This is a genomic window from Candidatus Methanoplasma termitum (genome assembly GCF_000800805.1).
Classification (GTDB): Archaea; Thermoplasmatota; Thermoplasmata; order Methanomassiliicoccales; family Methanomethylophilaceae; genus Methanoplasma; species Methanoplasma termitum.
In genome coordinates this window covers 587,772-611,336 of the sequence record NZ_CP010070.1, presented here as the reverse complement: position 1 = coordinate 611,336, position 23,565 = coordinate 587,772, and the positions used below count along the sequence as shown (strand labels likewise).

The following is a 23,565-nucleotide window of genomic DNA, read 5'->3' as shown; positions in this document are numbered from 1 at the left end:
AAACAGTGCGCCCAGAGGGCGCACATCTTAATTTTCTTTTATTCTCAGTGTTTTTATCTGCAGCACCTTTTCGGGACATATCATCTCGCAGCGTTTGCACGCAGTGCCCATGCATCTGTCCGACTTGATCGTGATAGCGGCTTTTTCCACACTTATCGCCGACTCTGGACATTCTTTGACGCATTTTCTGCACGAGATACAACCTTGAACCAGGCCGGAGAGCTCCACACCCGCGTTCTCAAGGATCGATACCTTTTTCCCCCTCAGTTCCGGGAGATCGGTGGCAGACCTGCGCTCGGATGTCGATCTCTCAGGCTCTGCAGGCACGTGCTTAAGACCATACACATCCATCATCTCATTGTATGCTGACCACGGCATCCCATATGACCACAGGGATATCTCTACCGAATAGATGTCTTTAAAAGCGTCGGACGAGGCGAACATGCAGTGTTTTGCTCTCAGCTTCTTTGTCATATCCCTAAGTTCATCCAGCGTTTTCTCTCCAGTCACCATCTTTCTTGCCAGCATGATCGAAGTGTTCCCATACTGCACTATCTCCGTTGCACCAGGGGTCACCATACCTATCTTCTGTGCCTTTTTGGCATCGACATAAAGGCCGGAAGCGCCGGACATATATGCGGTCTTTACATCATCGACCCAAATGCCGGCTTCCAACATCAGCGTAAGATATCCGGCACGTAAGGCGCCGATGGCCTTTCCGGCCTCATCGATGTCTTTTGATGTTATGTTCACACCGTCCTGCAGATGCAGCGTGCCGTCCGGGGTGAGTATCTTGGAACCCGAAACGAGACCCGATTCGAAACCGCATGCTATTGCCGCAACGACTCCTGTGCCGGTGATCCCGACCGCTTTTCCGTCCATCTTGCCCTTTGAAACGATCTTTCCGGAGACCGGGTCGATCAGATCGCCCGTCTGCGGAGTGAGTGCATCGTCAAGAACATAACAGAGCCACCCATTTTCTTTTATCTCAATGTTCGAAATGGCACCGGGTGCCGCAAGCATACCGTCCTTTATCTGCTGGCCCTCCAGTGCGGGACCGGCCGCAGCCGAACCGGTCAATATATTGTCCCCATGGATCAATGCCATTTCGGCGTTGGTCCCATAGTCGACCACGATCCTGATCCCTTCTTTCTCAAGGACGCCTGTCTCTGTAAGCATGGCCATTGCGTCAGCGCCGATCTCATGTGTCACAGCCGGAGGTATGATCACATCGGCGTCAATGCCCTCGATCCCCAGAAGGGAGGTTTTTATGACCGCACCGTTCCTGTCGGGAGGAGTAATGCCAAGTTTTTTTATCATGGATTTTCCTGCAAACGCGAGGTCCCTGATCTCAATGTTCTGGAACAATGACATCTGGAACGGATTCCCGCAAACTGCGATCCTGCATACTTTTGAAAGATCCACTTCTAAAAGTTTAAAGAGATTATTGATCGCCCCGATCATAAGTTTGTTCGCAACATCCCTGCCGGCATCCATTGCAAAATTCACATGGTCTATTACATTCATCCCCGGGATGGGATGACGGGAGGTCATTGCCGACGATAAGGTCTCTTTTGTTTCAAGATCAATCGCCTGGCACCTCAATCCGCTTGTTCCAATATCCAAAGCTATTCCATACTACATCTTATCACCGACCTAATAACTGTGCAGAGCCTGCCTTAAGCTCCGACACCTAATATGAGAAAATGTTTGTAAAAACTTTTTTTTCTGTGAAAAGTTCGATCATAACACCGCCTCAATTTTTTATGTACAGGCCCAACTCGCTGAGCAGATTGATGCTGTTCTCATACACTCCGAGGTATTCGTCGGAAGGCGTGATCGTCTTAAGATCATAACAATCCTGGAAACGTTTGCTCTTTGGAGGGTGGTGGAATTCCGTCTCGTAGCTTCCGATAAGGCGGTCTAAGATCTCATTCACATCTGTGATCTTCATACCGGCGGTGGCGATCGCAGCCTCTCCCATGATCCTCGCTTCGAGCGGTGTTACTTTGTCTCTCGCGACACCCTTAGATGCCGCTGACCCGGATATCAGTTCTCTTCCCGAGGCGGTATCCGCTATCGACTGCGCTGCGGTCTCGAGCAGACACATTTCTGTGCACGGTCCCGCCAAAGGATAATACTGGTTCGAGAGCAAAAGGTCTGTGTTCAGATCCAATGCGGCCCCAACATGGGATGATATCTGGAGGGTCTCTCTCGCCGTCGTTATTCCCCATCTGATGTGTATCGGGCCGTCCAAATGGATGTGCGATCCGAACATTACGAATGAAGCAAGGGTGGTTGCGACGTCACATATCGCCGTTTCTTCCGCTTCGCCGCAATACCCTCCGAAAATGGGCATCTGTTCCATCAGGATCGTGTCCCCATTTACGGCCCAGCCGGATAGCATGTTCAATCCCGTCATGTCCAATTTCATCTCGTTAAGCTGAGAGCATTCATGAAGATCGGTCTTTTCCAGACCGGAATGAAGGCTCGAAACGAGTCGTCCGGCAGCGGACAGCGGGGTATTCGGTCCCTATATGGCCATACCGGGACGTTCTGCCAGCGTCATTCCTTCTCTCACTGCACGGATCTCAGCTAAAGTAGCTTTGATCTCCCAGGGAGTATTGACGGTCGGTGCATGACCGCCCACCGTAGACATAACGCCGCTGACCAATGTATCAACAGTCGATTCTTGAGCGTACCCCTGCATCATCGGAACGAATACCTCTTCCGACACGGGGGCACCCGTCGGCCCTCCCTGAATGATAGGCTTTGTAGGAGCGTTCCCGCGGCGCCGTTGGCACATAACTTCATCTCTACCGCTCCCCAATCTCAGATATTTCGGAGCTTTTTTTATGCCCTCAAGTACTTCAGACTCAGTGACATACATGACCCTTCCCAGATCGGGATTGAAGAATCCGGTCTCGACAAGCATTTCTACTCCTGCGAGGAAGAGTCTGTTCATCTCATCCTTGTCTTCCGGGATAATGTTCTTTCCGAACTCTATCTTGTATTTTTCTTTCATCTTTGTGGCATTGTTCGGAATTGTCACATAGTCCCAAGTGTCCTCGCGCTCTTTTTTTCCATTTAGAAATCGGTCGTATGCTTCGAATATTGTTATAGGTTTTGCCGCCACCATCTTATCACCGAATAACATTCTTTTTTAATATATCCTTGACGTGGTTATTGATATATAAACATATGGAATATGTTTTTATAATATGTTTTTCGCAATGATTTTTTAAAAGAAATTACTATATATTGTTATCTGAATTTTTGAACATACTGCGACTCAATCAGACAAATTCTCGTCAACAAATGCAGAACAACTGAGCCCGCCGAAACTATTCAAGACAGGTTCTTTAAAACAGACAGGCACTTGGTGGCAGATCTCTTTCGCTTTGAGCACCTTTGCGTCGGGAAATGCGGCAATTATGTTCGCTGCGTCAATATCGACATAAAGGAGTATGAAGTTATTTTTCTTCATTGTAATCATTGAATGGATATAATTCAACGAGTTCTTCTCATGCTCTTCTGTTACACGAATGATGTTCACAGAATCGTCGATGGATATCCGATCGGCTATCATATCTAAGAGCGCCCCCGTCCCCATTCTTCTGTCTCCCCTGAGCGTTTTCGCATCAGAACGAGAAAGGAACGAATCTATTCTGCCTATGATCGGGGGTTGAGTGTTCCTCACATTGTTTTTGATTGTTTCCTGGATATTAAACATATCTCTTTAATAGATGCTTCTTTTTTCTTTGATCCGGAGTCGGAATCACTCGATGTCAAAAATACCGAACATTGTTGAGCCGACGGCAGTTTCGGCCGAGGGGCCGATCTTATCTGTGCATCCTGTGCCGATCCAAAAAATATGGTCTGCCTGCATTCACAGTATTTAATAGTATTCTACAACTTGTTTATGGCAATTAATTACTTTTAAATATAACTTTATACAAATATCAAATAATAATAGTAATATTTATATACAAACACTAAGATATTATTATTAGGTGGCATATGAGCAGAATGCCGCTGCAGATCTATCCCGTTAAGGATCGACCTCGTCTGACTCTCATTCGGGGACCCTGTCTGCATACGGGCGCTCTACTCCTCCTCCTATAAATAGAAAGATATGCGGACAGGAAAAACCCCTTTCAAGCTGAAACCCAGATGTTCACAGAAATAAAATATTCAGGAGAAACAATCATGATGTACGATCAATGTGAAGGGAGACGGTCTGGGACCAGTAGGCCTCTAAAGCTCAACCAGCGGGGTTCGATCCCCCGGTCTCTCGCCAGGACAAGGGTGGTGTTACTATCAGTATAGGATTCACCCCTTCTCAGATCCAGAAGTTAAGGGAGTTCGGAGAAGACCCGAGAGACAATTCCACATATCAAAATGTTGAGCAGAGGGATAAGGCATTCTCAAAATTAATGTCCGACCTGGTCTCATCGAACGAAAAAGAGATAGCCGGAATGTTAAGGTCGCCTTCAAGACATCAGCTTGCCGCACTTGAAGAGGATCTTGCCGCAGCGCTTATTGCAAGAGGGTTCATCGAAGTGAAGACCCCGGCTTTTGTTTCTGTCGCTTCCCTTGAAAAAATGACGATAACGCCGGAACACCCACTGTACAAACAGGTCTTCATGATAGACGACAAACGATGTCTGCGCCCGATGCACGCAATGAACCTGTATTATGTGATGAGAAAGCTCAGGGACCACACAGACGGTCCTGTGAAGATATTCGAGATCGGTTCATGTTTTAGGAAAGAATCTCACAGCGGTTCCCACCTGGAAGAGTTCACAATGCTGAATCTTGTCGAGCTCGGGCCGGAGGGCGACGCTACCGAAGCCCTGAAAGACCATATTGGTGCTGTGATGAAGGTCACGGGCCTTGAATATACTCTTGTCAGGGAGGAGTCCGATGTATATGTCGAGACCCTTGATGTGGAGATCGACGGCGGCGAAGTAGCTTCAGGCGCCGTCGGTCCGCATGTACTCGATAATGCGCACGATATACACGAACCGTGGTCCGGCATCGGATTCGGGTTAGAAAGATTACTTATGATAATGAACGAAAAAAGTACAGTTAAGAAGACTGGCAGGAGCCTGAGTTACTTGAACGGTGCGAAAATAAACTGAAGGGAAAGTGATGAGTGTTTCTGATATAATAGAGCAAATAGAAATGGGCGGAAGCGCATCGACGGGAGATGTTGCAGAGCTCCTCTCCGTTCGGAGCGAAGATGACATATCCAGACTGTTCTCGGCGGCAGCCTCTGTAAGAGACAGGTTCTTCGGGAAAAAGGTGTTTATGTACGGGTTCGTTTATTTTTCGACCCATTGCAGGAACAACTGTGCGTTCTGCTACTACAGAAGAACAAACGATCTTCCCAGGTACAGGAAGACAAAAGAAGAGGTTCTGGCGTTATCGGCAAGCCTCAAGGATGCCGGGATAAATCTTGTGGATCTGACAATGGGCGAGGACCCGTTCATGTGCGCTAACGATTATGAGGAGTTCTTGGATATAACAAGGACGATCAAGGATGAGATCGATATATCTGTAATGGCATCTCCGGGAGCCGTTCCTAGCGGTTCTTTCGTAAAATTCAAGGAAGCTGGAACAGATTGGTTCGCCTGTTACCAAGAGACATACAATCGAGAACTTTTCAATAAACTTCGCCTCGAACAGAATTTTGACAACAGATTGAGTCAGAAGATATGGGCAAGGGAGGCCGGCATTCTGGCGGAGGACGGGATCATGGTCGGTCTCGGAGAGAGCCTTAAGGACAGAGCGGATTCCATAATAAAAATGGGGTCACTCGGCTGCGAACAGATCAGGGCAATGACGTTCGTCCCGCAGAAAGGGACGCCGATGGAGAAAATGAAACCGTCCAGACCAATTGATGAACTTATTGCGATCGCAGTCATGCGCCTTATATACCCAGACAGGCTGATCCCCGCTTCCCTTGATGTGGAAGGGATCGCGGGGTTAAAGAGCAGATTGGATGCCGGGGCCAATGTGATAACATCGATAGTTCCGCCCCATCAGGATCTCGCCGGAGTGGCTCAGCATGAATTGGACATCGAGAACGGTCACAGGTCGGTCGCACACGTGATGCACCTCCTTGATGAGATGGGAAAGAAGGCCGCCTCAAACACAGAATATGAAAGTCTTCTGAAAAAATTGAAGGAACAACAGCCGGTGGTAGGATGAAGATCGGAATCGTAGGCGGGGCTCTGCAGGGGATGGAGGCGGCGTTCCTTTCAAAGAAAGCGGGATTTGAAACAATGGTGATCGACAGGAAAGGCACCGCTCCCGCACTGTCGCTGTCAGACTCACACGAGATACTGGATGTGACCAAGGATACCGAAAAAGCGAGAAAGGTCCTTCATGACTGTGATGTTGTGATCCCCGCATGCGAAGAGATCGACGCTCTGACCGTGTTGGACAAAATGATGAAAGGATCGGACATCCCGTTCCTTTTCGATCTTCATGCCTATAGATTTTCTTGTTCAAAGAAGAGGACCAACGATGTCATGGAAAAAATAGGCGTACCGATGCCGCAGCCGTGGCCGGAATGCGGGTTCCCCATAATAGTCAAACCATCTTCTCAGAGCGGAAGCGTAGGAGTTTCCGCGGTCAACGACGAACAGGAAATGAAAGCCGCGCTGAAGATCGTCAAAGATCTCGGTGATATACCGATAATGCAGGAGTTCGTTTCCGGAAAAAGTGTTTCCATCGAGGTGGTCGGAAAGGGGGTTGCGGCAAGATCCTTCGTCACGACCGAGGTCATACTCGACTATAATTACGACTGTAAGATGGTAGAATGCAGACCGAACATTTTACCGAAAGAAGATGACGACCTGTTCAAGGATATCGGACAGAACATTGCAAAGGCCATCGAACTGAAGGGGCTGATGGATGTGGAAGCGATATACACGAAAAAAGGGCTCAGGGTGTTGGAGGTTGATGCCCGTATCCCCAGTCAGACCCCGGCGGCGATATGGGCCGCCACCGACATAAATATCCTGGAAGAGCTTGCGTTCTCATTCATGGACAAAAGCACGGGAAGGAAGAACAGAAACGAATGTTCCGCATATGAACATTATGTAGTCGAGAACGGACGCTTATGCACCTCCGGTGAAAAGGTCTTCGGAAAAGTGAACGGACCGAGGTTCGAAGAGAGGCTTTTCGGTGCGGACGAGGCGATAACCGACTACGCCCCGGGCAAAGATGTATGGAGGGCAACGGTGATGACAAAGGGAAAGACCCCGGCCGAGGTCCTCGAAAAGAGGAAGAAGTTCATCAGGAACGTGATGGACGAATGCGAACTGGATGAATATGTCGACAGGTCTCCGAGGATGGTATAATGACAAGACTTACCGACGGAATGGTCAAGGATATCATCAGGTCCCTGGACAGTGCCAACGAGATGCTGATAACCCTGACGGGCATGGATACGATAGAGCTGGCGTGCGATGCGATCGGCATCACGCCCGATATGATCGACCTTGACGGGATCAAGGTGGGAGTAGTGCCTATCACGGCCGGTAAAGGAACTATTTCAAAATTCTCCGAATCTGTTGCGGAAATAGTCAGAAGGATAGGGATGGAACCGTTCGTCACAAACGGGACCGATGTGAACGGCCTCGCAGAAGCCCTCTCCGCCAAGGCGGATATTGTTTTTATGGCAGACGATATCAAATTCATCGCAGTCAACACTAAAGACGGAAGATATTCGGACAATTCGTTCGCAACGGCTGCAGGGTACGTCTCGGCACTCAAAGGAGCGGCAAAAGGACTCAAAGGGAAAGATGTCCTTGTACTTGGGGCGGGGAGAGTGGGAAGCATCGCCGCCGAACTCATGAACGAGATGGGTGCGGCAGTGACAGTTTACGATATAGACAGAAAGGCTGCGGAAGAACTTTCTCTCCGTGTTCCGATAAAGATCGCAGACGATGCTAATGCGGCCCTGTCATCGCATCTGCTTGTGCTCAACGCATGCCCGGGTGCGATAGACGGGAGATTTGTGAAAAAAGGAGCAATAATATCATCTCCGGGGATACCGTTCCCCTTTGATGGGCTGGGGATCAAAAGGGCGGAGACAATAATCAACGACCCCCTGGACATAGGGGTTGTTGTCATGGCGGTGCAGAGCGCATCTTTCACAAGACTCAAAAATCTATAAGGGGCGGCATATCGATACAGTTACGATAAAAATGAAGATAACTGTAATGAACGGTTCTCCCCGCCCCAACGGCAACACGTCCGAACTCGTAAAACAATTCCTGAAAGAGGCGGATGACAAAGCAAAGATCGAAGAGGTGCGGATATTCGAAATGAACATCAAAGGCTGCAGCAACTGCGGCTCTTGCCAACGGGGTGAGATCAGAAATCATTGCACAATGAAGGATGACATGTCCATCCTTTATCAAAAGTTCTTGTCATCGGACATGATAATCTTGGCATCTCCCATATATATGTGGCAGCTCACCCCCTGTACTCTGGCATTTTTGAACAGGTTACATGCCCTTTGTTCACATTCAAAAGATTCACCGTATAATCACATGGAAGGAAAAAAGATTGCCCTGCTCATTACATTGGGTGATGAAGAAGAGATCGCAGACTATGCCGTGAACGCAATGAAGGACTTCTGCGAATATTTCCTGATCGATTACAAAGGAGATCTCAGAATACCCTTTGCCGAGAAGGAAAAGATATCTTCCGGTGAATATGAACTGGAGTTGAAGGAATTCGCCGCAAAGATCCTCGGATGATCACCAATCGTATCTGCGGTTGTCCGTTACGTGCTGTGATTTTCCCTCAAACCTCTTCAATGTTCCAGGCAGGACAAGTTTGACCTTAATGGTCAGATTAAGAACGCTTTTCATACGTTCTTCGACCTGTCTGACCATTTTCACAAGATCCACCATGTCGTCCTTCAGAGACGACTCGTTGAGTTCTATCTCTACGATCATATCATCCCTGTAGTCTTTGTTCTCTACGGTAATGTGGTAGAATGTGCTCAGGAAAGGCATCTCGCCGATGACGCTCTCTATCTGCGACGGGAACACATTTATGCCGCGTATCGACAGCATGTCATCAGTCCTTCCGGATATCCTCATCAGGCGCGGGTGCGTCCTTCCGCATTCGCATTTTTCCCAAACGAGAGATGATATGTCCCCTATTCTGTATCTTATGAGCGGGAACGCCTCTTTTTTCAGCATGGTGAAGACCATTTCCCCTCTTTCGCCATCCGCACAAGGGTCGCCGTTATCATCCAATATTTCCATCAAGCATATATCGGCCCAGACATGGACGCCCGCTTGTTTTTCACATTCAAGGAAGGACGGTCCGTATAGCTCGCTCGCACCGTAGCAGTTGTGGACGCGAAGCCCTGTTTTATTTTGGATCTTCACCCTCATACTTTCTGACCACGGCTCGCCGCCTGCGATCGCAAGCCTGACCTTTGTATCCCTTTGAAGGTTTACGCCGATCCTGTCGCATTCGTCTGCGATGTGGAACAGATATGACGGGGTTCCCACGAATGTGGTCACGGGAACATCCCTCATAAGCTGGATCTGTCTGTCTGTGTTACCCGTGCTTGCCGGGATCACCGTAGCGCCTATCTTCTCCGCTCCGTAGTGAATTCCCAGACCGCCGGTGAAAAGTCCGTACCCGTGCGAGTTCTGCACGATGTCCCTGCGGGACATTCCGAATGATATCATTCCTCTTGCCAGTGATTCTGCCCAATCGTCGAGATCGTTCCTCGTATACCCGACGATCTTCGGCTTCCCCGTTGTTCCGGATGATACATGCAGTCTCACAAGTTCATCGTAGGGTCTGACAAAAAGGTGATCTGGATAATTCTTGGTGAAGTCCTTCCTGTCCATGAACGGGATCTTCCGGAAGGTATCGAGGTCGACCACGTCCTCGGGGAGTATGCCTGTGGCCTTCATGCCGTCGTGCACGAATTTCGAGGAATCGTACATTGTGCGCAATTGTTTCCTTAGAAGGCTCATCTGCAGCTTCTCAAGCTCTCTGCGCGGCATCGTCTCTATTTTTTTGTTCCAAAAATCCATTGTATCACATCATTCTAACTTTACAGATCCGACGATCCTCAGCTTCCCGCCTTCCAGATACATCATGACCGATGTATCGCCGGGTTTGTGTATCATTTCCGTTTCCATCTCTATCGTAAGGGAAGGGTTCCTGAAATCGCTTCCGTTATCGACGCCGGTGATGCGGCAGGGGATCATCTGCATCCAATGACCCAGATGAAGGACCATTCCTTCCTTCAGAGGTGCGGGCCAATATTTTATCAGCTCCGCTTTTCCGACTACCTTTTTGGTCATTTTCATTTTCGGATCCGTTGTGAGAACATACCCTCTGTCCAGTTCTTCGGATTCTATCCCTCTCAGGGCCAATCCGACATGATCTCCCTTTACGCCGTTATCCGCATCGATGTCGTGTTTCTGTATAGACTTCAGCACGACCTCTTTTTTTATCGGGAACACCTGCATCTTGTCATGTTTCCTGAAATATCCGTCGATGACCGACCCGAGGACCACTGTTCCGACGCCCTTAACGTTGAAGTGGCTGTCGACCGGGCAAGACCCGCAGGTACCGTCGCCGGGCTTGCGGGCCTCTTTCTGAGCGATATCGAGGATATCTTCTCTCATTTTTACGTGGTCTTCTTCTATATAAACAAATTTTTCAAGAGAAGTGCCTGCGATCAAAGGAGCAAGCTGCTCTTTTTGAATGTAATTCCTGAGGATTATCCACCCGTTCCTTATTTTGAATATATCTGCCATCAGGATGGATTCTCCCAGGAAGGAGTCTATCTTATCCACTACCAATATCGCAAACTCGGACATACCCACAGAATAGAAAAGCGACGAGAGCTTCTCCGGATACTTCGACGGCTCTATCAGAGTTGCGGAATCGTTCCCTCTTTTTATCTCGAAGAACGTGACATCCGTGACGGTACCTTTCTTTCCTATTTTCTCGGCGAGGTCTTTTGCCCCGAGTACCGCAACGTTCAGGTTCCCCATCGGATCATATCTCCGATCTCTTGATCAGCCTTATTTTAGCCTCTTTCAGCACCTTGATCGCTTTATCGATGTCATCTACCTTCACAAAAAGATAATTGAGGTTCTTGCCGCTGTACGCATACGCATATTCCACATTTATCTTCGATCTTCCTAGCACATCGGCAGCCACAAAGAAAGAGCCGGGGGAATCGCCGAGGGCGACCGCTATCATGTCAGTCTTTTTTACGATCATACCTTTTGACCGTATCTGTTCGAACGCTCTGTCCGGTTCATCCACAATCGTTCTCAATATTCCGAATTCCGATGACTCGGCGAGATTGAATCCTTTGATGTTGATCTTGAAATCACCTAATACGCTCGCTATGGCGGCCAACCGCCCCGGCTCATTGCTTACGAATATCGAAAGCTGTGTGATAATATTCTCATTTTCCATCAGATCACCCTCTTATCAATCACTCTTTTTGCTTTACCCTCAAATCTGGGAAGCTCGCCGGGGGCTTTAAGCTCTACCGCGGCCGCTATCTCCAGATGTTTCTTCAACTCTGTCTCTATGCGCGCTCTTAGTTTCACCATATCAGTGACGCTGTCGCTGAACATTTCCGGTTTCAGCTCGACCTGTATCTTCATGTTGTCGAGAGGTCCTTCCCTGGTCACTTCTATCATATACTGATCGCCGATCTCTGGGATCCTCATCAGTGTGTATTCGATCTGCGACGGGAAGACGTTGATCCCGCGGATGATCAGCATATCATCGGTCCTGCCGCTGATTCTGGTAATCCTCGGCGATGTTCTTCCGCAGGGACAGTCTCCCTTTAAGATCGACGAGACATCCTTTATCCGGAATCTTACAATGGGGAGAGCTTCCTTTTTGAGCATAGTCACCACCATTTCACCCTTCTCGCCGTCCTCCAGCACTTCGCCGGTATCCGGATCCAATATCTCCACATACATTATGTCCCCGCAGATGTGGATGCCGTTCCTCTCCTCGCATTCTGTGAACATCGGACCGGCCAGTTCCGATGTGCCGTAGATGTCATACGCTTTGATGCCCATTGTTTCTTCCATCTTTGTACGCATGCTTTCGGACCAAGGCTCGGCGCCGAGGACGGCTTTTTTCAAGCATGTATCCCGCCTGAAATCTATACCCATTTTCGCCGCCACGCCCATCAGGTACATCAGATACGATGGCGTGCAGGCTATCACGGTCACGCCCAGGTCCTGCATAAGTTCGATCTGCCTTTCGGTGTTGCCGGTGCTGGTGGGTAAAACGGTGGCCCCGACCCTTTCTGCTCCGTAGTGGAGTCCCAAACCTCCGGTGAAAAGTCCATAACCGTAAGAGACCTGCAGAGTATCTTCTTTACCGACGCCGATCGAGGTAAGGGATCTGGCGAGAGCGTCGCTCCAATAATCGATGTCGTTTGGTGTGTACCCCACAACAGTAGGTTTTCCGCTGGTCCCCGATGAAACATGATATCTTGTCATTTCGGTGTTGGGCACGCTGAACAGCTTTGTGGGATAATTCTCCCTCAGGTCCTGCTTGTACATGAATGGAAGCTTTTGAACATCCTTCAGCGAAGCGATGTCGGAGGGAAGCACTCCAACACTTTTCATCCTGTCATGGTAGAATCGGTTGGAAGCGTAAAGTTTCTCTATAAGAGTTTTGAAACTCCGATATTGAAGCTTCTTCAGGTCTTTGGCGGGCATACATTCGACATCTTTATTCCAATACATGTTCAACACTCCTACAATTGCATTTTGAGCACACTTATCCTATTCTATCCTAATGTTGGTCTTATTATTTATGAGTGTCATATTCTCCCTATGAGTGACGGGCGGGAGGAACCGGAAGGCGGCAGACAGGCCGACCACTGGGAAAGGTTCTATACAGAGCATAAACGTCCGTGGAGAGGGATAGGGAAGGTGGCCCTCGATATAGGGCCGGGTTCTAAGGTATTGGATGTCGGGTGCGGCACCGGGAAGACGACAGCGGCTCTTCTGAAATCAGGGGCGGATGTCACAGGATTGGACTTCTCACCGTCTGCGATAAGCCAATGCATCAGTGTTTTCGGGGATAAGGCAAAATTCATAATAGCGGAATGTGACAAGATGCCGTTCCCAGACGATCATTTCGACGCTGCCGCGGCCGTTCACATCTTGGAACATCTGGACGACACTCAGTTGAGAGATACGGTAAAAGAGATATCGAGGGTGCTGGTCCCCGGCGGGCTCGTGTTCGTAAGAGTTTTCGCCGTGGAGGATATGAGGGCCAAAGGCGAGAACAGGAACACGAGAGGCAACGGGATCGAATACAGATACTTCACGGAAGAGGAGATGAAAGACATCTTCAGGGGATTCGAGCTGATAAGCTCTGAAAGGAAAGACGAGACGATGCTCTTCGGTGCGGTGAGAGTGAAGATCGAATGTCTTTTCCGTCTGCCGCGCTGAAGTGTTGAATTTCAGGATGGTCTTAGGAATAATATGCGCAACAGGCTATTGTCTGGCCGAGGCTTTTTATTGATAGATAATATATGTTTTAGGCATCGTTCATTCCTGTAAATGACAGAAACGCTGCGAGAATAATGCTTCCCATCCTCTCACCAACACACCTTTTTGATGAGAAATATCTTTATCGGGATAGCCTGTTCAGTGTTCATGGATAATCTATTGGATGACTACAACGACATCCCCAAAAACCCTCTCGGATATGCGTTGACCTCTCTGTTCTGCGGAATAGTGGGAGTGGCGATATTGTTCATACTCAGGGATTACGCCATAGCGGCGGTCGCCTTGGGAGGAGTTGGATTGGTCGTGGGAGGATATGCGATCGGCGTGGCGAACCACTTCCCCGGCAGGAGCAGGGTGCAATATATGGTCCTTGCGGGAGCTGGGTTGATCGCATCGGTGATGGCTTTCATGTTAGGCTTCGCATACATGGTATCGTAAAGTGTTCAAATGGCCGTATACAGAGGAAAATACGTACTGCAGGGTCTGAAAGAGATCACTCCAGAGATGAAGAAGGATCTCGATCTGGCATATGAGATATGTATGAGCTATAATGACAATTTCCCATGCGAGATGTGCGGGAAATGCTGCCGCCAGCCGAATATTCTGGTGCTCCCGGAAGAGGTCGACAGGATCTCGTCCGCAGCGAAGATACCCCTTCACGAATTCGTTTCAAAGTACCTCGTAAGGACATCCGACGGGAGAATGCTTTTTGCGAAAACAGATCCGTGTGCCTTCCTTAGTGTAGATAACAGATGTAAGATATGGAAGGACAGGCCCGAAGTGTGCAGGGATTTTCCTTATGCGGTATCGATGTTCATGAGCAGGGCCTACATCGCGCTCACAGATGAAAATGCAGATATTATCAAACTCACTGAGTACATGGACGAGACATGGCCGTGCACAAAGGTGATCAGAGGCACTGTATCAGAGAAAATAAATGAGGCAAGAAAGTCAAGAGAACTGCAGCCTTGATCAATGATATTTGGGACAGTCTATTCCGAACAGGCAGTATCAATGCTTTATCCGATCGGATGTTTCAACACGTGTTCCACGACAGCCCACGCATACTCTTTCGAAGGCATTGTGTGTCCGCACCCTTCGATTAACACGAAGTCAGCTCCGTCGATCTCCGCCGCAAGCTCTTCCCCCATGCGCGGAGGGACCATTATATCGTCTTTTCCGTGTATGACTCTGGTCGGCACTCGGATGTTCTTTGCTCTGTCTCTGCTGTCGAACCCGTCCACAGCCGCCATCTGATATTCGAATCGTTCAAGAGTAAGTTCTGCCTTCGCCGGAGAGTACGATCCTCTTTCCTCCATTTTTCTGTAGGATTCCTCGGTCATGCAGAGTGCCTGCATGATCTTAAAAACGTAGATGAGGTCCCCCCCGGAACGAACGGATTCCGCCATCGTGTTCATCATGTAACTCGACCTGGAAGGGCGTCTCATGTATGTGGAGACCAATATCAGAGATGCGACCCTTTCCGGATGACCCAGAGCCATCTCTTGGGCGACATTCCCGCCCATAGACCACCCCAAGATATGCGCTTTTTTTATTGAAAGTTTATCCAACAGCTCAACGACATCTTCACACAACATCTTTATGTCAAACGGCCCGTCCGGGCATTCCGTAAGGCCGGACCCTCTGGCGTCGAGAGTGATCACCTTGAATCTGTCCGAAAGGAGAGGGACCATACTGCGCCAGAAAGAAATATCTCCTCCCAGCCCGGTTATCAATACTATAGGTTCCCCGTTACCTCTGACCTCGTAATTCATTTTGATCTGTCTGAGGGATTCTTTAGGCATTTTTCGTTCTCCGATAGGTAAGATATTCCCCAAGATTGGACACCTTCTACAAAAATGTAATGCCAAAGGTTGCGCTTAGTCCTCATCACATTTTACAGAAATGCCACCGTATACAGCGATAACATTATCTTTTTTCCCGGCCCTATTCTGATTTGATTGGATATCATGTAGACGGACTCTGATTCTTGTTTGCGGATCTTATTGGGTTTTGGGAACGCCTCCTTGATCTGGAGGATCCATGGAGGGTATCGGATGTGGGCCTGAAAGTATCGCCAGTATGATTGGGGGGCACATAGAGCACAAGAAAGATGCCGAGAACGCATACCACGAACGCTTTGCGATAATAGCCCAGAAGATCAGAGAGATCGTTGAGAAATAAAGAGAGCCCACGGCCTGAAGGGTTTTTGACCCGCCATGAGCAGGAAAGTCGCCGCGTAATTGTAACGACCCCGTTCAGGACTTACTCTTGGACAATATCTCATGGTGATGGTAGTATATATCATTCGTTCTCTCACGGGCTTTGCACCTAAAGTGTCTGTTGCACACAAAGGACAATCGCTGCACCTAAAGTAACAAATCTGCACCTAAAGTGGCATGTTTGCACTTAAAAGGTACCGAAAAAACGACTTTACGTGCAAAGCCATAGAAAGCGTCTTATCTTAAATAAAAATAAATCTCAAATGAAGAAAATCCGCCCTCATTAAAAGTTGGTCTGTGATATTAGTTTACCACAACAGAAAACCACAGACCGTATGTATGATGGGCGGCAAGGTTATAAAATAACCGATTTCCGGTGCGTACGGAAGCGGTCCTCTGTTTTGGAGGAGGAACGCATAGATGAAAATAGCGATCGGGATAGATGTGCATAAGGAAAAATGTGCGGCGTTTGCAGTGTACGCAGGCAAAGAAGAGCCGAGAAAGAAGAACCTGGATTTTTTGGAAAGATTCAACGCCGATTTCCGGAGGTTCCCTTCGGACGCTGCGGGAATGGTAGGACTGACGAACCGTCTTCACGGTCAGGATGCGTATATTCTGATAGAGAATTCGACCAAGTCTCACGACGTCTATTGGATGCTGACCAATCTCGGGTTCAGAGTGACGGTGGCCCATGCCGCCGACCTGTACAGGATAACCAGGTCCAAAACAAAGAACGATGATAACGACGCTGCTGAACTGGCGGGGTATATGCGCAGGCGGCTGATGGGGGAGATCGAGTTCGCCGTCGCCCATATGCCTTCGCGGGAGGTGCTGGTGCAGAGGGAATTGTGCAGGTTCGATATCAACGACAGGAACGATCTGACCGCTTTGAAAAAACAGATCAGATCCCATCTTCTGATAAGAGGAATGAAGCTGTCCCGCGATTACTCCGACATCACCTGTGTTCTTGCCCTCAGGGAGCTGAAGGCAACGGGGGACCACATTCTCATTCTGGATGCGGCGAAGGCCGAGAGTATCAAAGCGAGGAAGTCTCAGACGGAGAAGATGATCCGATACAGGATGGAAGGCAACAGGATGTTCGATATCGTTTGGTCGGTCCCCGGATTCGGTATCCTGTCTGCGGCGTATGTCACGTGCATGGCCGATGATATGACACGTTTCGTGGATGGGCGGGCATTCGCCGCATCTGCCGGTATAACTCCCAAACTTGACGAATCCGCCGACAGACCGAAGAACTGCGGGATCAGCCGCAGAGGGGACCCAGAACTCAGGAGGCTGTTGTGCCAGGCAACGTTCGTTCACATAAACCATGCGGACTCGTTCATATCCGAGAAATACAAACGTCTGAAGGCCAACGGCAAACATCACAACGAGGCGTTGGTGGCATGTGCGAATTCCATGGCCCGTATGATCTGGGCCATGGTGACCCGGGACAGGAAGTATTCCGCAGACCCGACAGTGATGGCTGTGACAAGATATCTCGCCGATTCCGACGAGATAGAGGATGAGATGGAGGCAGCGCAGACAGAATGATCATGAACGATCGGGATGCGGTGAAGCACAGCCGGACGGGAAAGGATGTCGGCTTCTTTTTGGCCTTCGTGGTCGCTTAGAAAATCGATACAGTATCGTCGGGCATATCGGGAACGCGGAAATGGCCTTCGGGGCCGGGCAATAAATCGATGATGCGGAACTGCGGGGGACCCGACCGCATGGGTTAATGGATATCACAGACCGATGCCTCCACGGTCGGCATCGGAACATGGGGACGACCTTAGGTTGTTTTTATGGGTAGGATCAGCGGATGCGGTAACAACCTTTATCAAAAACGAGTGGCTATAGTGGTGACAGACCAACTTTTAATGGAATAATAATAGATTGCTGCGGTCCGGGCCCTCTGTATCAAAGCAGGGGGTTATCCGATACCGCGCAATAAATTATGATAAAAAACTATTTAAATGCTATGGAAAGGGGGGCTTTGCACCTAAAGTGTCTGTTGCACACAAAGGACAATCACTGCACCTAAAGTAACAAATCTGCACCTAAAGTGGCATGTTTGCACTTAAAAGGTACCGAAAAAACGACTTTACGTGCAAAGCCTCTCTCACGATCCTATTCCGATTTGAGTGGGTCGCACGAAGACAGTTTCTGATACCATCGCCTATGTAATTCTCAGATGATGTATAGATCGGCTCCGTTTGCTCTTAACAGGCTCTTCGACACGGGCCGGTCCACGGATGATACGTGTAAATATCTTCACTGCGGGTATGGCTCGCATCGGGTCCCACTCAAATCAAAATAGAACCTTTTTCCCACAATATTCATATTTTTCGACCTAATAAAGAATAAATCAGGCACACTCGGGGTGCCATTAAGTGCACCAGTATCCGTTCTGGTGGTTTTAAATGCAAAAATCAGATCTTGGAGCAGAAAACCTAATTTAAGTGCAAGTGCCGCTTTCGGTGCTAAGCCGCAAAAAGGGTGTGTATCAGACAAACATGATACATTCTCTCGGCAGTCGCAGTATCTGTCGTTATAATCTTTAAGTATCTTCGTCCCCTTTCATTATACATATCAGGCGTGTGAAATAAAGTGGAAGACAGACCTTTTCCGACAATAACAGCGGACGAATGCAAAGGCTGCGGCAGATGTGTTGCGGCATGTCCGAAAAAAGTTCTTAAGATGTCAGAGGTTTTGAACAAGAGAGGGTTCAAATATTCAAAATACACGGGAGAAGGATGTACAGGCTGTTTCATTTGCTTCTACAACTGTCCTGAACCCTATGCTATAGAAGTGTATAAACCCGGGAAGGGGGATTGAAATGCGCAAATTTATGAAAGGGAATGATGCGGTGATGATCGGTGCGATCTATGCCGGGGTCGATGCATATTTCGGATATCCTATCACGCCGGCGAGCGAGATAGCACATGCGGCGGCGGAACATCTTCCATGTCTCGGGAAAGTGTTCCTTCAGGCGGAATGCGAGACAGGGTCCGCAAACATGATGTACGGTGCCGCAAGCGCCGGAAAAAAGGTCATGTCCGCATCATCCGGACCGGGAATGAGCCTTATGCAGGAGGGCCTGTCATATATGGCGGGATCACAGTTACCTGCGGTCATCGTCGATATTATGCGCGCCGGCCCCGGACTCGGCAACATATTCCCCGAACAGGGCGATTATAATCAAGCTGTAAAGGGAGGCGGTCACGGTAACTACAAACCCATAACTCTGGCGCCGGCCTCGGTCCAGGAAATGTGCGACCTCACCATTCTTGCTTTCGATCTCGCATTCAAATACAGGAATCCCGCAGTGGTCCTGGCAGATGCGGTGCTGGGTCAAATGATGGAATCCATAACAGTGCCCGAAAAGGTCTCCGGAACATACGAAACAGATGCGTGGTCGGTGAAAGGCACGGCAAAAACAAAGAACAATCTCATATGCTCGATATTCCTTGATGCGGACAGGCAGGAGATGCACAACGTCCGTCTGGATAAAAAATATAAAGAGATGGAAAAAGAAGCGAGGGCCGAGCTATACCTTACGGAGGATGCGGAAATAATCCTGACAGGTTACGGCACCAGCGCCAGGATAGCGAGATCGGCTGTGGATGCCCTAAGAGAGAAAGGGGTCAAGGCAGGTCTTTTCCGCCCGATAACATTGTCTCCGTTCCCGACCGGCAAATTGAACTCCTGCGCTTCCGGGAAAAAGATAATCGTTGTGGAAATGAGCAACGGGCAGTACAGGGACGACATAATCATGCACCTTGAAAAGAAGAAGCAGGTCATATTGTTCAACAGGATGGGCGGGAACCTGCCCAAGGTCTCCGAACTTGTGGAGACCGCCGAAAAAGCAGCGGGAGGGAAAGCATGATAAAAAGAGCTACAGGCATGTACGAGCACTTTTCCCGCAATGGGAGGGAAGCCGGCGACGATCGTGCAACACACTATTGTGCCGGCTGCGGACACGGAATAATCCTTAAACTCATAGGAGAGGCGATGGCCGACCTCGGCATACAGAATGATTCCGTATTTGTGGGGCCGGTCGGATGCGCCACATTCTGTTATTATTATATCGACTGCGGGCATATTTCCGCACCTCACGGAAGGGCATCCGCAGTTGCCACAGGCCTTTCCAGGGTCTTGCCGGATAAACCGGTGATCGCATACCAAGGAGACGGAGATCTGGGAGCGATAGGGTTCAACAACGCTTTCCAGGCAGCGAACAGAGGGGAGAATTTCGCGTTATTCTTTGTGAACAACGCACTTTTCGCTATGACCGGCGGGCAGATGGCACCGACCACACTGGAAGGCCAGGTCACAACAACAACCCCATATGGAAGGGATGTCGTTGCGGCAGGGTATCCTCTGAGGGTTTGCGAGGTATTCGAAACACTGGAAGCGCCGGTGTTCATAGAAAGAGTATCGGTCGCCGATACCAAAAGGATAATGCAGGCAAAGAAAGCGATAAGGAAAGCTCTCGAGATCCAAAAAGAGAAGAAAGGTTTCGCATTCGTAGAGATACTCTCCCCATGTCCGAACAACATGAGGGAGGACCCGGTCAAAGCGGCGGAGTCATTCACCCAAATAATGGAGAAGACCTACCCCCTCGGGAATTTCAAGGACAGATCGGAAAAAGCGGCACCGGTACCTAAGAATGTTCCTCATAAGACCGTGAAAGAACTGATGGCCGGCGGTAAAGAAACGGTACCCATGAAGTATAATCCTTCATTCAGAGAAAGGAGGTTCAAATTCTCCGGCTTCGGAGGGCAGGGCATCCTGAGCCTTGGACTGGTAGTAGCGGAAGCGGCCGCATCGGAAGGAAAATTCGTTTCCTGGATGCCGAGTTACGGCCCCGAGCAGAGGGGCGGTTCCGCCTCCTGCGCCGTCAGGGTCTGGGCCAAAGAGATCGGGTCGCCCACCGTTGATGACCCGGATGTGCTGATCGCCATGAACCAGCCGTCGCTGGAGAGATTCGCCCCCACCGTAGCAAAGGGGGGCACTTTACTTTTTGAGGCGTCAATAAAAGCCGATATAAAATCTCCACCCGGAGTAAGAGTGATACCCTTCCCCGCCTCGGCTGTCGCGAACGAGAGCGGTGTTCCCAAAGCAAGCAATACCGCTTTCCTTGGGGCGATGACGGGGTTGGGCCTCTTACCATTCAGCGAAAAGAATATCAAGGATGCACTTGCGGAAAGCTTCTCTGCAAAGCCCGCACTGGTGGAACCGAACATGAGGGTGTTCGAGGCTGCTAAAAAATGGATATCGGATAATATAAACTGAAAGAGGAAGAACAATGGAAGAAACAAATAAGGTTGGCTCAAGGATCCGGATGTACAGAGAGAGGCTGGGCATCACACAGGAGGAACTTGCCGAAAGAGCAGGGCTGGATGTTGCCTTTATCAAAGATGTCGAGGAGGGGAGAACATACCCGGCCGTGGGAATGTTGATCAAGCTGTCAAGAGCATTGGGCAAACGCCTCGGGACATTCACAGACGATATTGAAGTGAAGGATCCTTTGATAACAAAAGCCTCGAAGAAAGAGGAAGAGGGATCGAAGGGGAAATCCCACTACCATTATTTCCCTCTGGGTAAAGGTAAGATCGACAGAAGCATGGACCCCATGTTCATAAGGATCGACCCGGCATGCGGAGAGAAATTATCATCGCACGAAGGAGAGGAATTCATCATGGTCCTTTCGGGAAAGATCGAATTGACATACGGCAAAGAGAAGCATACTCTCGGACCGGGGGACACAGTGTACTATAATTCTCTCGTGCCTCATAAGGTAAGCGCAGCGGACAATCGTCCGGCCGAGATACTGGCCGTGATATACGTTCCCTTCTGAGGTCGTATCATGCCGAGGGAAAATATAACCAGGGAAGCGACGCTGGGTCAGCTGCTCGACGAGGTCGTCGCCAAGTACCCGGACAACGACGCTGTTGTGTATGTCGACAGAGATTACAGGCAGACGTGGAAGGAGTTCAAGGAGACCGTTGACACCATTGCCAAAGGACTTATGGCCATGGGTGTCAAAAGAGGCGAGAAGGTCGCTCTCTGGGCAACGAACGTACCGCACTGGGTAGCTTTGCAGTTCGCCACAGCGAAGATCGGCGCCATACTGCTTACAATTAATACAAATAACAAATCAAAAGAGATCGATTACATTCTCCGCCAATCGGAAACAGAGAATATATTCATCATCAACGGCAGCAGGGATTCCGATTATGTGGCGATCCTTTATGAGCTGGTACCGGAACTCAAGGTCCAGCCCAGAGGGATGCTGAAGTCGGAGAATTACCCGCACCTCAAGAGAGTGATGTTCCTCGGTTCGGAAAAACACCGCGGAATGTTCTCGATGCCAGAGGTGATGCTGATGGCATGTCAGATCACCGATGAAGAATACAAAAAAAGGCAGAAAGAACTTACCCCGAACGACACAGTGAATATGCAATACACATCCGGTACCACCGGCTTCCCCAAAGGCGTCATGCTTACCCACTTCAATCTGGGGAACAACGGCTACTGGGTGGGGATAAATCAAAATTTCGATTCGAATGACAGGGTCTGCCTGCCTGTCCCGCTGTTCCACTGTTTCGGATGCAGCCTGGGGGTGATGGCATGCATCAACCACGGATCGGCGATGGTGATAGTCGAAGAATATGATCCTTTGATAGTGATGATGTCGATCGAAAAAGAAAGATGCACCGCCTTATACGGAGTGCCGACCATGTTCATATCGATAATGGAGAACAAAATGTTCGATAAATTCGACTTCAGCACCCTCAGGACGGGAATAATGGCCGGTTCTCCCTGCCCCACAAAGACGATGGAGGAAGCGGTAAGAAGGATGAACATGAGAGAAGTGACGATCGTGTTCGGTCTCACGGAATCCTCTCCTGCAATGACCCAATCGATGTACGACGAGCCGAGCATCGAAAAGAAGTGCTCTACCGTCGGAAAGGCGATACCCGGGATAGAAGTGGAGATAATCGACAATGAGACAGGAAAGATATGCGAGGTCGGTGTACCCGGAGAATTCTGCTGCCGCGGACACAATGTTATGAAAGGGTACTATAAAATGCCGGAAGAGACCGCCAAAGCAATAGACGAGGATGGATGGCTGCACTCCGGGGACATCGGAGTGAAGGATAAGGACGGATACTTTGCGGTCACCGGAAGGATAAAAGATATGATCATCAGGGGCGGGGAGAACATCTATCCGAAGGAATTGGAGGATTTCATTCACCACGTCGAAGGGGTCAAAGATGTGCAGGTGGTCGGTGTACCGGATTACAAATACGGAGAGGTACCCGGCGCTTTCATAATACTGAAAGAGGGATACGACCTGACCGCAGACGATATCAAGGATTATTGCCGCGGGAAGATAGCGAGATACAAGACCCCGGTCTATGTCGCCTTCGTTAAAGAGTATCCTATGACGGCAAGCGGCAAGATAATGAAATTCAAGCTCAGAGAGACGGCGGCAAAGATGTGGGCGAAATAATAAGGTCGCACGGTCCAAACGGATCACGAGACATAATTCAGAACAAAACCTCATCTTAACATGGGAGCAGGCTCCCATTCATTTTCATTTCAAGTTCATACACAGAGAGTACAGCCGCGGCAATGTTTTACAATATGTTCGAATGATCCCGTCCGACCCCTAAGAGGGCGGGGATCGTTCGTGACCATCGTCCCGATAAGTTGACGATCGAACCATCAGTGGCCATCACTGCAGAGATATCCCATGAATTATCACA

General features: G+C 49.3%; 22 protein-coding genes and 1 pseudogene. 15 read left to right on the top strand and 8 right to left on the bottom strand.

Translation table 11 applies throughout. The annotated features are described in order from the left end of the window. Window positions 1-27: 27 nt before the first annotated feature. From Mpt1_RS02830 to Mpt1_RS02815, 3 genes and pseudogenes are all read right to left on the bottom strand, one after another. Window positions 28-1,626, bottom strand: coding sequence for a methylamine methyltransferase corrinoid protein reductive activase (locus Mpt1_RS02830; protein WP_238603144.1), 1,599 nt, complete (start codon window positions 1,624-1,626; stop codon window positions 28-30). Window positions 1,627-1,756: 130 nt separating this feature from the next. Further along, window positions 1,757-3,139 (bottom strand): annotated as a pseudogene (locus tag Mpt1_RS07430) (monomethylamine:corrinoid methyltransferase). A gap of 153 nt (window positions 3,140-3,292) precedes the next feature. Continuing rightward, window positions 3,293-3,700, bottom strand: a complete 408-nt coding sequence (locus Mpt1_RS02815; RefSeq protein ID WP_148305809.1) for a hypothetical protein — start codon at window positions 3,698-3,700, stop codon at window positions 3,293-3,295. 736 nt (window positions 3,701-4,436) lie between these two features. On the opposite strand from Mpt1_RS02815, the gene pylSc reads away from it, so the two are divergent. From pylSc to Mpt1_RS02790, 5 genes are read left to right on the top strand one after another with little or no spacing between them, the layout of a single operon-like run. Continuing rightward, complete coding sequence (gene pylSc, locus Mpt1_RS02810) at window positions 4,437-5,144, top strand: pyrrolysine--tRNA(Pyl) ligase large subunit (protein ID WP_238603143.1); 708 nt, start codon at window positions 4,437-4,439, stop codon at window positions 5,142-5,144. A 10-nt stretch (window positions 5,145-5,154) separates the two neighbouring features. Further along, the gene (pylB, locus tag Mpt1_RS02805; RefSeq protein WP_048111905.1) at window positions 5,155-6,216 is read left to right on the top strand and encodes a methylornithine synthase PylB; all 1,062 of its coding nucleotides are present in this window, start codon (window positions 5,155-5,157) and stop codon (window positions 6,214-6,216) included. After that, complete coding sequence (gene pylC, locus Mpt1_RS02800) at window positions 6,213-7,373, top strand: 3-methylornithine--L-lysine ligase PylC (protein WP_048111903.1); 1,161 nt, start codon at window positions 6,213-6,215, stop codon at window positions 7,371-7,373. The genes pylB and pylC overlap by 4 nt, the downstream gene beginning before the upstream one ends. Beyond that, a complete protein-coding gene (gene pylD / locus Mpt1_RS02795; RefSeq protein ID WP_048111900.1) occupies window positions 7,373-8,191 on the top strand; it encodes a 3-methylornithyl-N6-L-lysine dehydrogenase PylD in 819 nt (272 codons plus the stop codon). Before pylC ends, pylD begins: the two co-directional genes overlap by 1 nt. Before the next feature lie 31 nt (window positions 8,192-8,222). Then, the gene (locus Mpt1_RS02790; protein WP_048111898.1) at window positions 8,223-8,780 is read left to right on the top strand and encodes a flavodoxin family protein; all 558 of its coding nucleotides are present in this window, start codon (window positions 8,223-8,225) and stop codon (window positions 8,778-8,780) included. Here the strand turns inward: Mpt1_RS02790 and Mpt1_RS02785 are convergent, their stop codons facing one another. Genes Mpt1_RS02785 through Mpt1_RS02770 form a run of 4 tightly spaced genes read right to left on the bottom strand, consistent with a single transcriptional unit; the run spans window position 8,781 to window position 12,788 of the window. Then, the gene (locus Mpt1_RS02785; protein ID WP_048111896.1) at window positions 8,781-10,085 is read right to left on the bottom strand and encodes a phenylacetate--CoA ligase family protein; all 1,305 of its coding nucleotides are present in this window, start codon (window positions 10,083-10,085) and stop codon (window positions 8,781-8,783) included. 9 nt (window positions 10,086-10,094) lie between these two features. Further along, window positions 10,095-11,057, bottom strand: coding sequence for an EF-Tu/IF-2/RF-3 family GTPase (locus Mpt1_RS02780; RefSeq protein ID WP_048111894.1), 963 nt, complete (start codon window positions 11,055-11,057; stop codon window positions 10,095-10,097). A gap of 4 nt (window positions 11,058-11,061) precedes the next feature. Further along, a complete protein-coding gene (locus Mpt1_RS02775; RefSeq protein WP_048111893.1) occupies window positions 11,062-11,490 on the bottom strand; it encodes an ACT domain-containing protein in 429 nt (142 codons plus the stop codon). Beyond that, window positions 11,490-12,788, bottom strand: coding sequence for a phenylacetate--CoA ligase family protein (locus Mpt1_RS02770; RefSeq protein ID WP_048111891.1), 1,299 nt, complete (start codon window positions 12,786-12,788; stop codon window positions 11,490-11,492). Before Mpt1_RS02770 ends, Mpt1_RS02775 begins: the two co-directional genes overlap by 1 nt. Before the next feature lie 90 nt (window positions 12,789-12,878). On the opposite strand from Mpt1_RS02770, the gene Mpt1_RS02765 reads away from it, so the two are divergent. The 3 genes from Mpt1_RS02765 (at window position 12,879) to Mpt1_RS02755 (ending at window position 14,534) form a co-directional block, all read left to right on the top strand. Further along, a complete protein-coding gene (locus Mpt1_RS02765) occupies window positions 12,879-13,502 on the top strand; it encodes a class I SAM-dependent methyltransferase (protein WP_048111888.1) in 624 nt (207 codons plus the stop codon). Between the two features lie 207 nt (window positions 13,503-13,709). Next, the gene (locus tag Mpt1_RS02760; protein WP_148305808.1) at window positions 13,710-14,000 is read left to right on the top strand and encodes a hypothetical protein; all 291 of its coding nucleotides are present in this window, start codon (window positions 13,710-13,712) and stop codon (window positions 13,998-14,000) included. A 9-nt stretch (window positions 14,001-14,009) separates the two neighbouring features. After that, entirely contained in the window at window positions 14,010-14,534 is a 525-nt protein-coding gene (locus tag Mpt1_RS02755; protein WP_048111884.1) for a YkgJ family cysteine cluster protein, read from the top strand. 47 nt (window positions 14,535-14,581) lie between these two features. Here the strand turns inward: Mpt1_RS02755 and Mpt1_RS02750 are convergent, their stop codons facing one another. Next, a complete protein-coding gene (locus Mpt1_RS02750; RefSeq protein WP_048111882.1) occupies window positions 14,582-15,367 on the bottom strand; it encodes an alpha/beta fold hydrolase in 786 nt (261 codons plus the stop codon). 238 nt (window positions 15,368-15,605) lie between these two features. On the opposite strand from Mpt1_RS02750, the gene Mpt1_RS07695 reads away from it, so the two are divergent. From Mpt1_RS07695 to Mpt1_RS02720, 7 genes are all read left to right on the top strand, one after another. Continuing rightward, complete coding sequence (locus Mpt1_RS07695; RefSeq protein ID WP_158386740.1) at window positions 15,606-15,746, top strand: hypothetical protein; 141 nt, start codon at window positions 15,606-15,608, stop codon at window positions 15,744-15,746. Between the two features lie 458 nt (window positions 15,747-16,204). After that, window positions 16,205-17,338, top strand: a complete 1,134-nt coding sequence (locus Mpt1_RS02745) for an IS110 family RNA-guided transposase (RefSeq protein ID WP_048111096.1) — start codon at window positions 16,205-16,207, stop codon at window positions 17,336-17,338. 1,059 nt (window positions 17,339-18,397) lie between these two features. After that, a complete protein-coding gene (locus tag Mpt1_RS02740) occupies window positions 18,398-18,625 on the top strand; it encodes a 4Fe-4S dicluster domain-containing protein (RefSeq protein ID WP_048111880.1) in 228 nt (75 codons plus the stop codon). A 1-nt stretch (window position 18,626) separates the two neighbouring features. Beyond that, window positions 18,627-19,676 (top strand): 3-methyl-2-oxobutanoate dehydrogenase subunit VorB, encoded by a 1,050-nt coding sequence (gene vorB, locus Mpt1_RS02735; RefSeq protein ID WP_048111878.1) that lies wholly within the window; start codon window positions 18,627-18,629, stop codon window positions 19,674-19,676. Then, window positions 19,673-21,085: a 2-oxoacid:acceptor oxidoreductase family protein gene (locus tag Mpt1_RS02730; RefSeq protein ID WP_048111876.1), complete on the top strand. Its 1,413-nt coding sequence runs from the start codon at window positions 19,673-19,675 to the stop codon at window positions 21,083-21,085. The genes vorB and Mpt1_RS02730 overlap by 4 nt, the downstream gene beginning before the upstream one ends. Before the next feature lie 13 nt (window positions 21,086-21,098). Then, complete coding sequence (locus tag Mpt1_RS02725) at window positions 21,099-21,650, top strand: helix-turn-helix domain-containing protein (RefSeq protein ID WP_048111866.1); 552 nt, start codon at window positions 21,099-21,101, stop codon at window positions 21,648-21,650. 9 nt (window positions 21,651-21,659) lie between these two features. Further along, window positions 21,660-23,309: an AMP-binding protein gene (locus Mpt1_RS02720; protein WP_048111864.1), complete on the top strand. Its 1,650-nt coding sequence runs from the start codon at window positions 21,660-21,662 to the stop codon at window positions 23,307-23,309. Window positions 23,310-23,565: the final 256 nt, after the last annotated feature.

Bases quoted from the DNA above. Each gene is read 5' to 3' on its own strand.
- Mpt1_RS02785 (WP_048111896.1), bottom strand. From the start codon at position 10,085: ATGGATTTTTGGAACAAAAAAATAGAGACGATGCCGCGCAGAGAGCTT.
- Mpt1_RS02730 (WP_048111876.1), top strand. From the start codon at position 19,673: ATGATAAAAAGAGCTACAGGCATGTACGAGCACTTTTCCCGCAATGGG.
- Mpt1_RS02755 (WP_048111884.1), top strand. From the start codon at position 14,010: ATGGCCGTATACAGAGGAAAATACGTACTGCAGGGTCTGAAAGAGATC.
- pylSc (WP_238603143.1), top strand. From the start codon at position 4,437: ATGTCCGACCTGGTCTCATCGAACGAAAAAGAGATAGCCGGAATGTTA.
- Mpt1_RS02750 (WP_048111882.1), bottom strand. From the start codon at position 15,367: ATGCCTAAAGAATCCCTCAGACAGATCAAAATGAATTACGAGGTCAGA.
- pylC (WP_048111903.1), top strand. From the start codon at position 6,213: ATGAAGATCGGAATCGTAGGCGGGGCTCTGCAGGGGATGGAGGCGGCG.
- Mpt1_RS02775 (WP_048111893.1), bottom strand. From the start codon at position 11,490: ATGGAAAATGAGAATATTATCACACAGCTTTCGATATTCGTAAGCAAT.
- Mpt1_RS02725 (WP_048111866.1), top strand. From the start codon at position 21,099: ATGGAAGAAACAAATAAGGTTGGCTCAAGGATCCGGATGTACAGAGAG.
- Mpt1_RS02745 (WP_048111096.1), top strand. From the start codon at position 16,205: ATGAAAATAGCGATCGGGATAGATGTGCATAAGGAAAAATGTGCGGCG.
- vorB (WP_048111878.1), top strand. From the start codon at position 18,627: ATGCGCAAATTTATGAAAGGGAATGATGCGGTGATGATCGGTGCGATC.
- Mpt1_RS02760 (WP_148305808.1), top strand. From the start codon at position 13,710: ATGGATAATCTATTGGATGACTACAACGACATCCCCAAAAACCCTCTC.
- Mpt1_RS02790 (WP_048111898.1), top strand. From the start codon at position 8,223: ATGAAGATAACTGTAATGAACGGTTCTCCCCGCCCCAACGGCAACACG.
- Mpt1_RS02765 (WP_048111888.1), top strand. From the start codon at position 12,879: ATGAGTGACGGGCGGGAGGAACCGGAAGGCGGCAGACAGGCCGACCAC.
- Mpt1_RS02780 (WP_048111894.1), bottom strand. From the start codon at position 11,057: ATGGGGAACCTGAACGTTGCGGTACTCGGGGCAAAAGACCTCGCCGAG.
- pylD (WP_048111900.1), top strand. From the start codon at position 7,373: ATGACAAGACTTACCGACGGAATGGTCAAGGATATCATCAGGTCCCTG.
- Mpt1_RS02720 (WP_048111864.1), top strand. From the start codon at position 21,660: ATGCCGAGGGAAAATATAACCAGGGAAGCGACGCTGGGTCAGCTGCTC.
- pylB (WP_048111905.1), top strand. From the start codon at position 5,155: ATGAGTGTTTCTGATATAATAGAGCAAATAGAAATGGGCGGAAGCGCA.
- Mpt1_RS02770 (WP_048111891.1), bottom strand. From the start codon at position 12,788: ATGTATTGGAATAAAGATGTCGAATGTATGCCCGCCAAAGACCTGAAG.
- Mpt1_RS07695 (WP_158386740.1), top strand. From the start codon at position 15,606: ATGGAGGGTATCGGATGTGGGCCTGAAAGTATCGCCAGTATGATTGGG.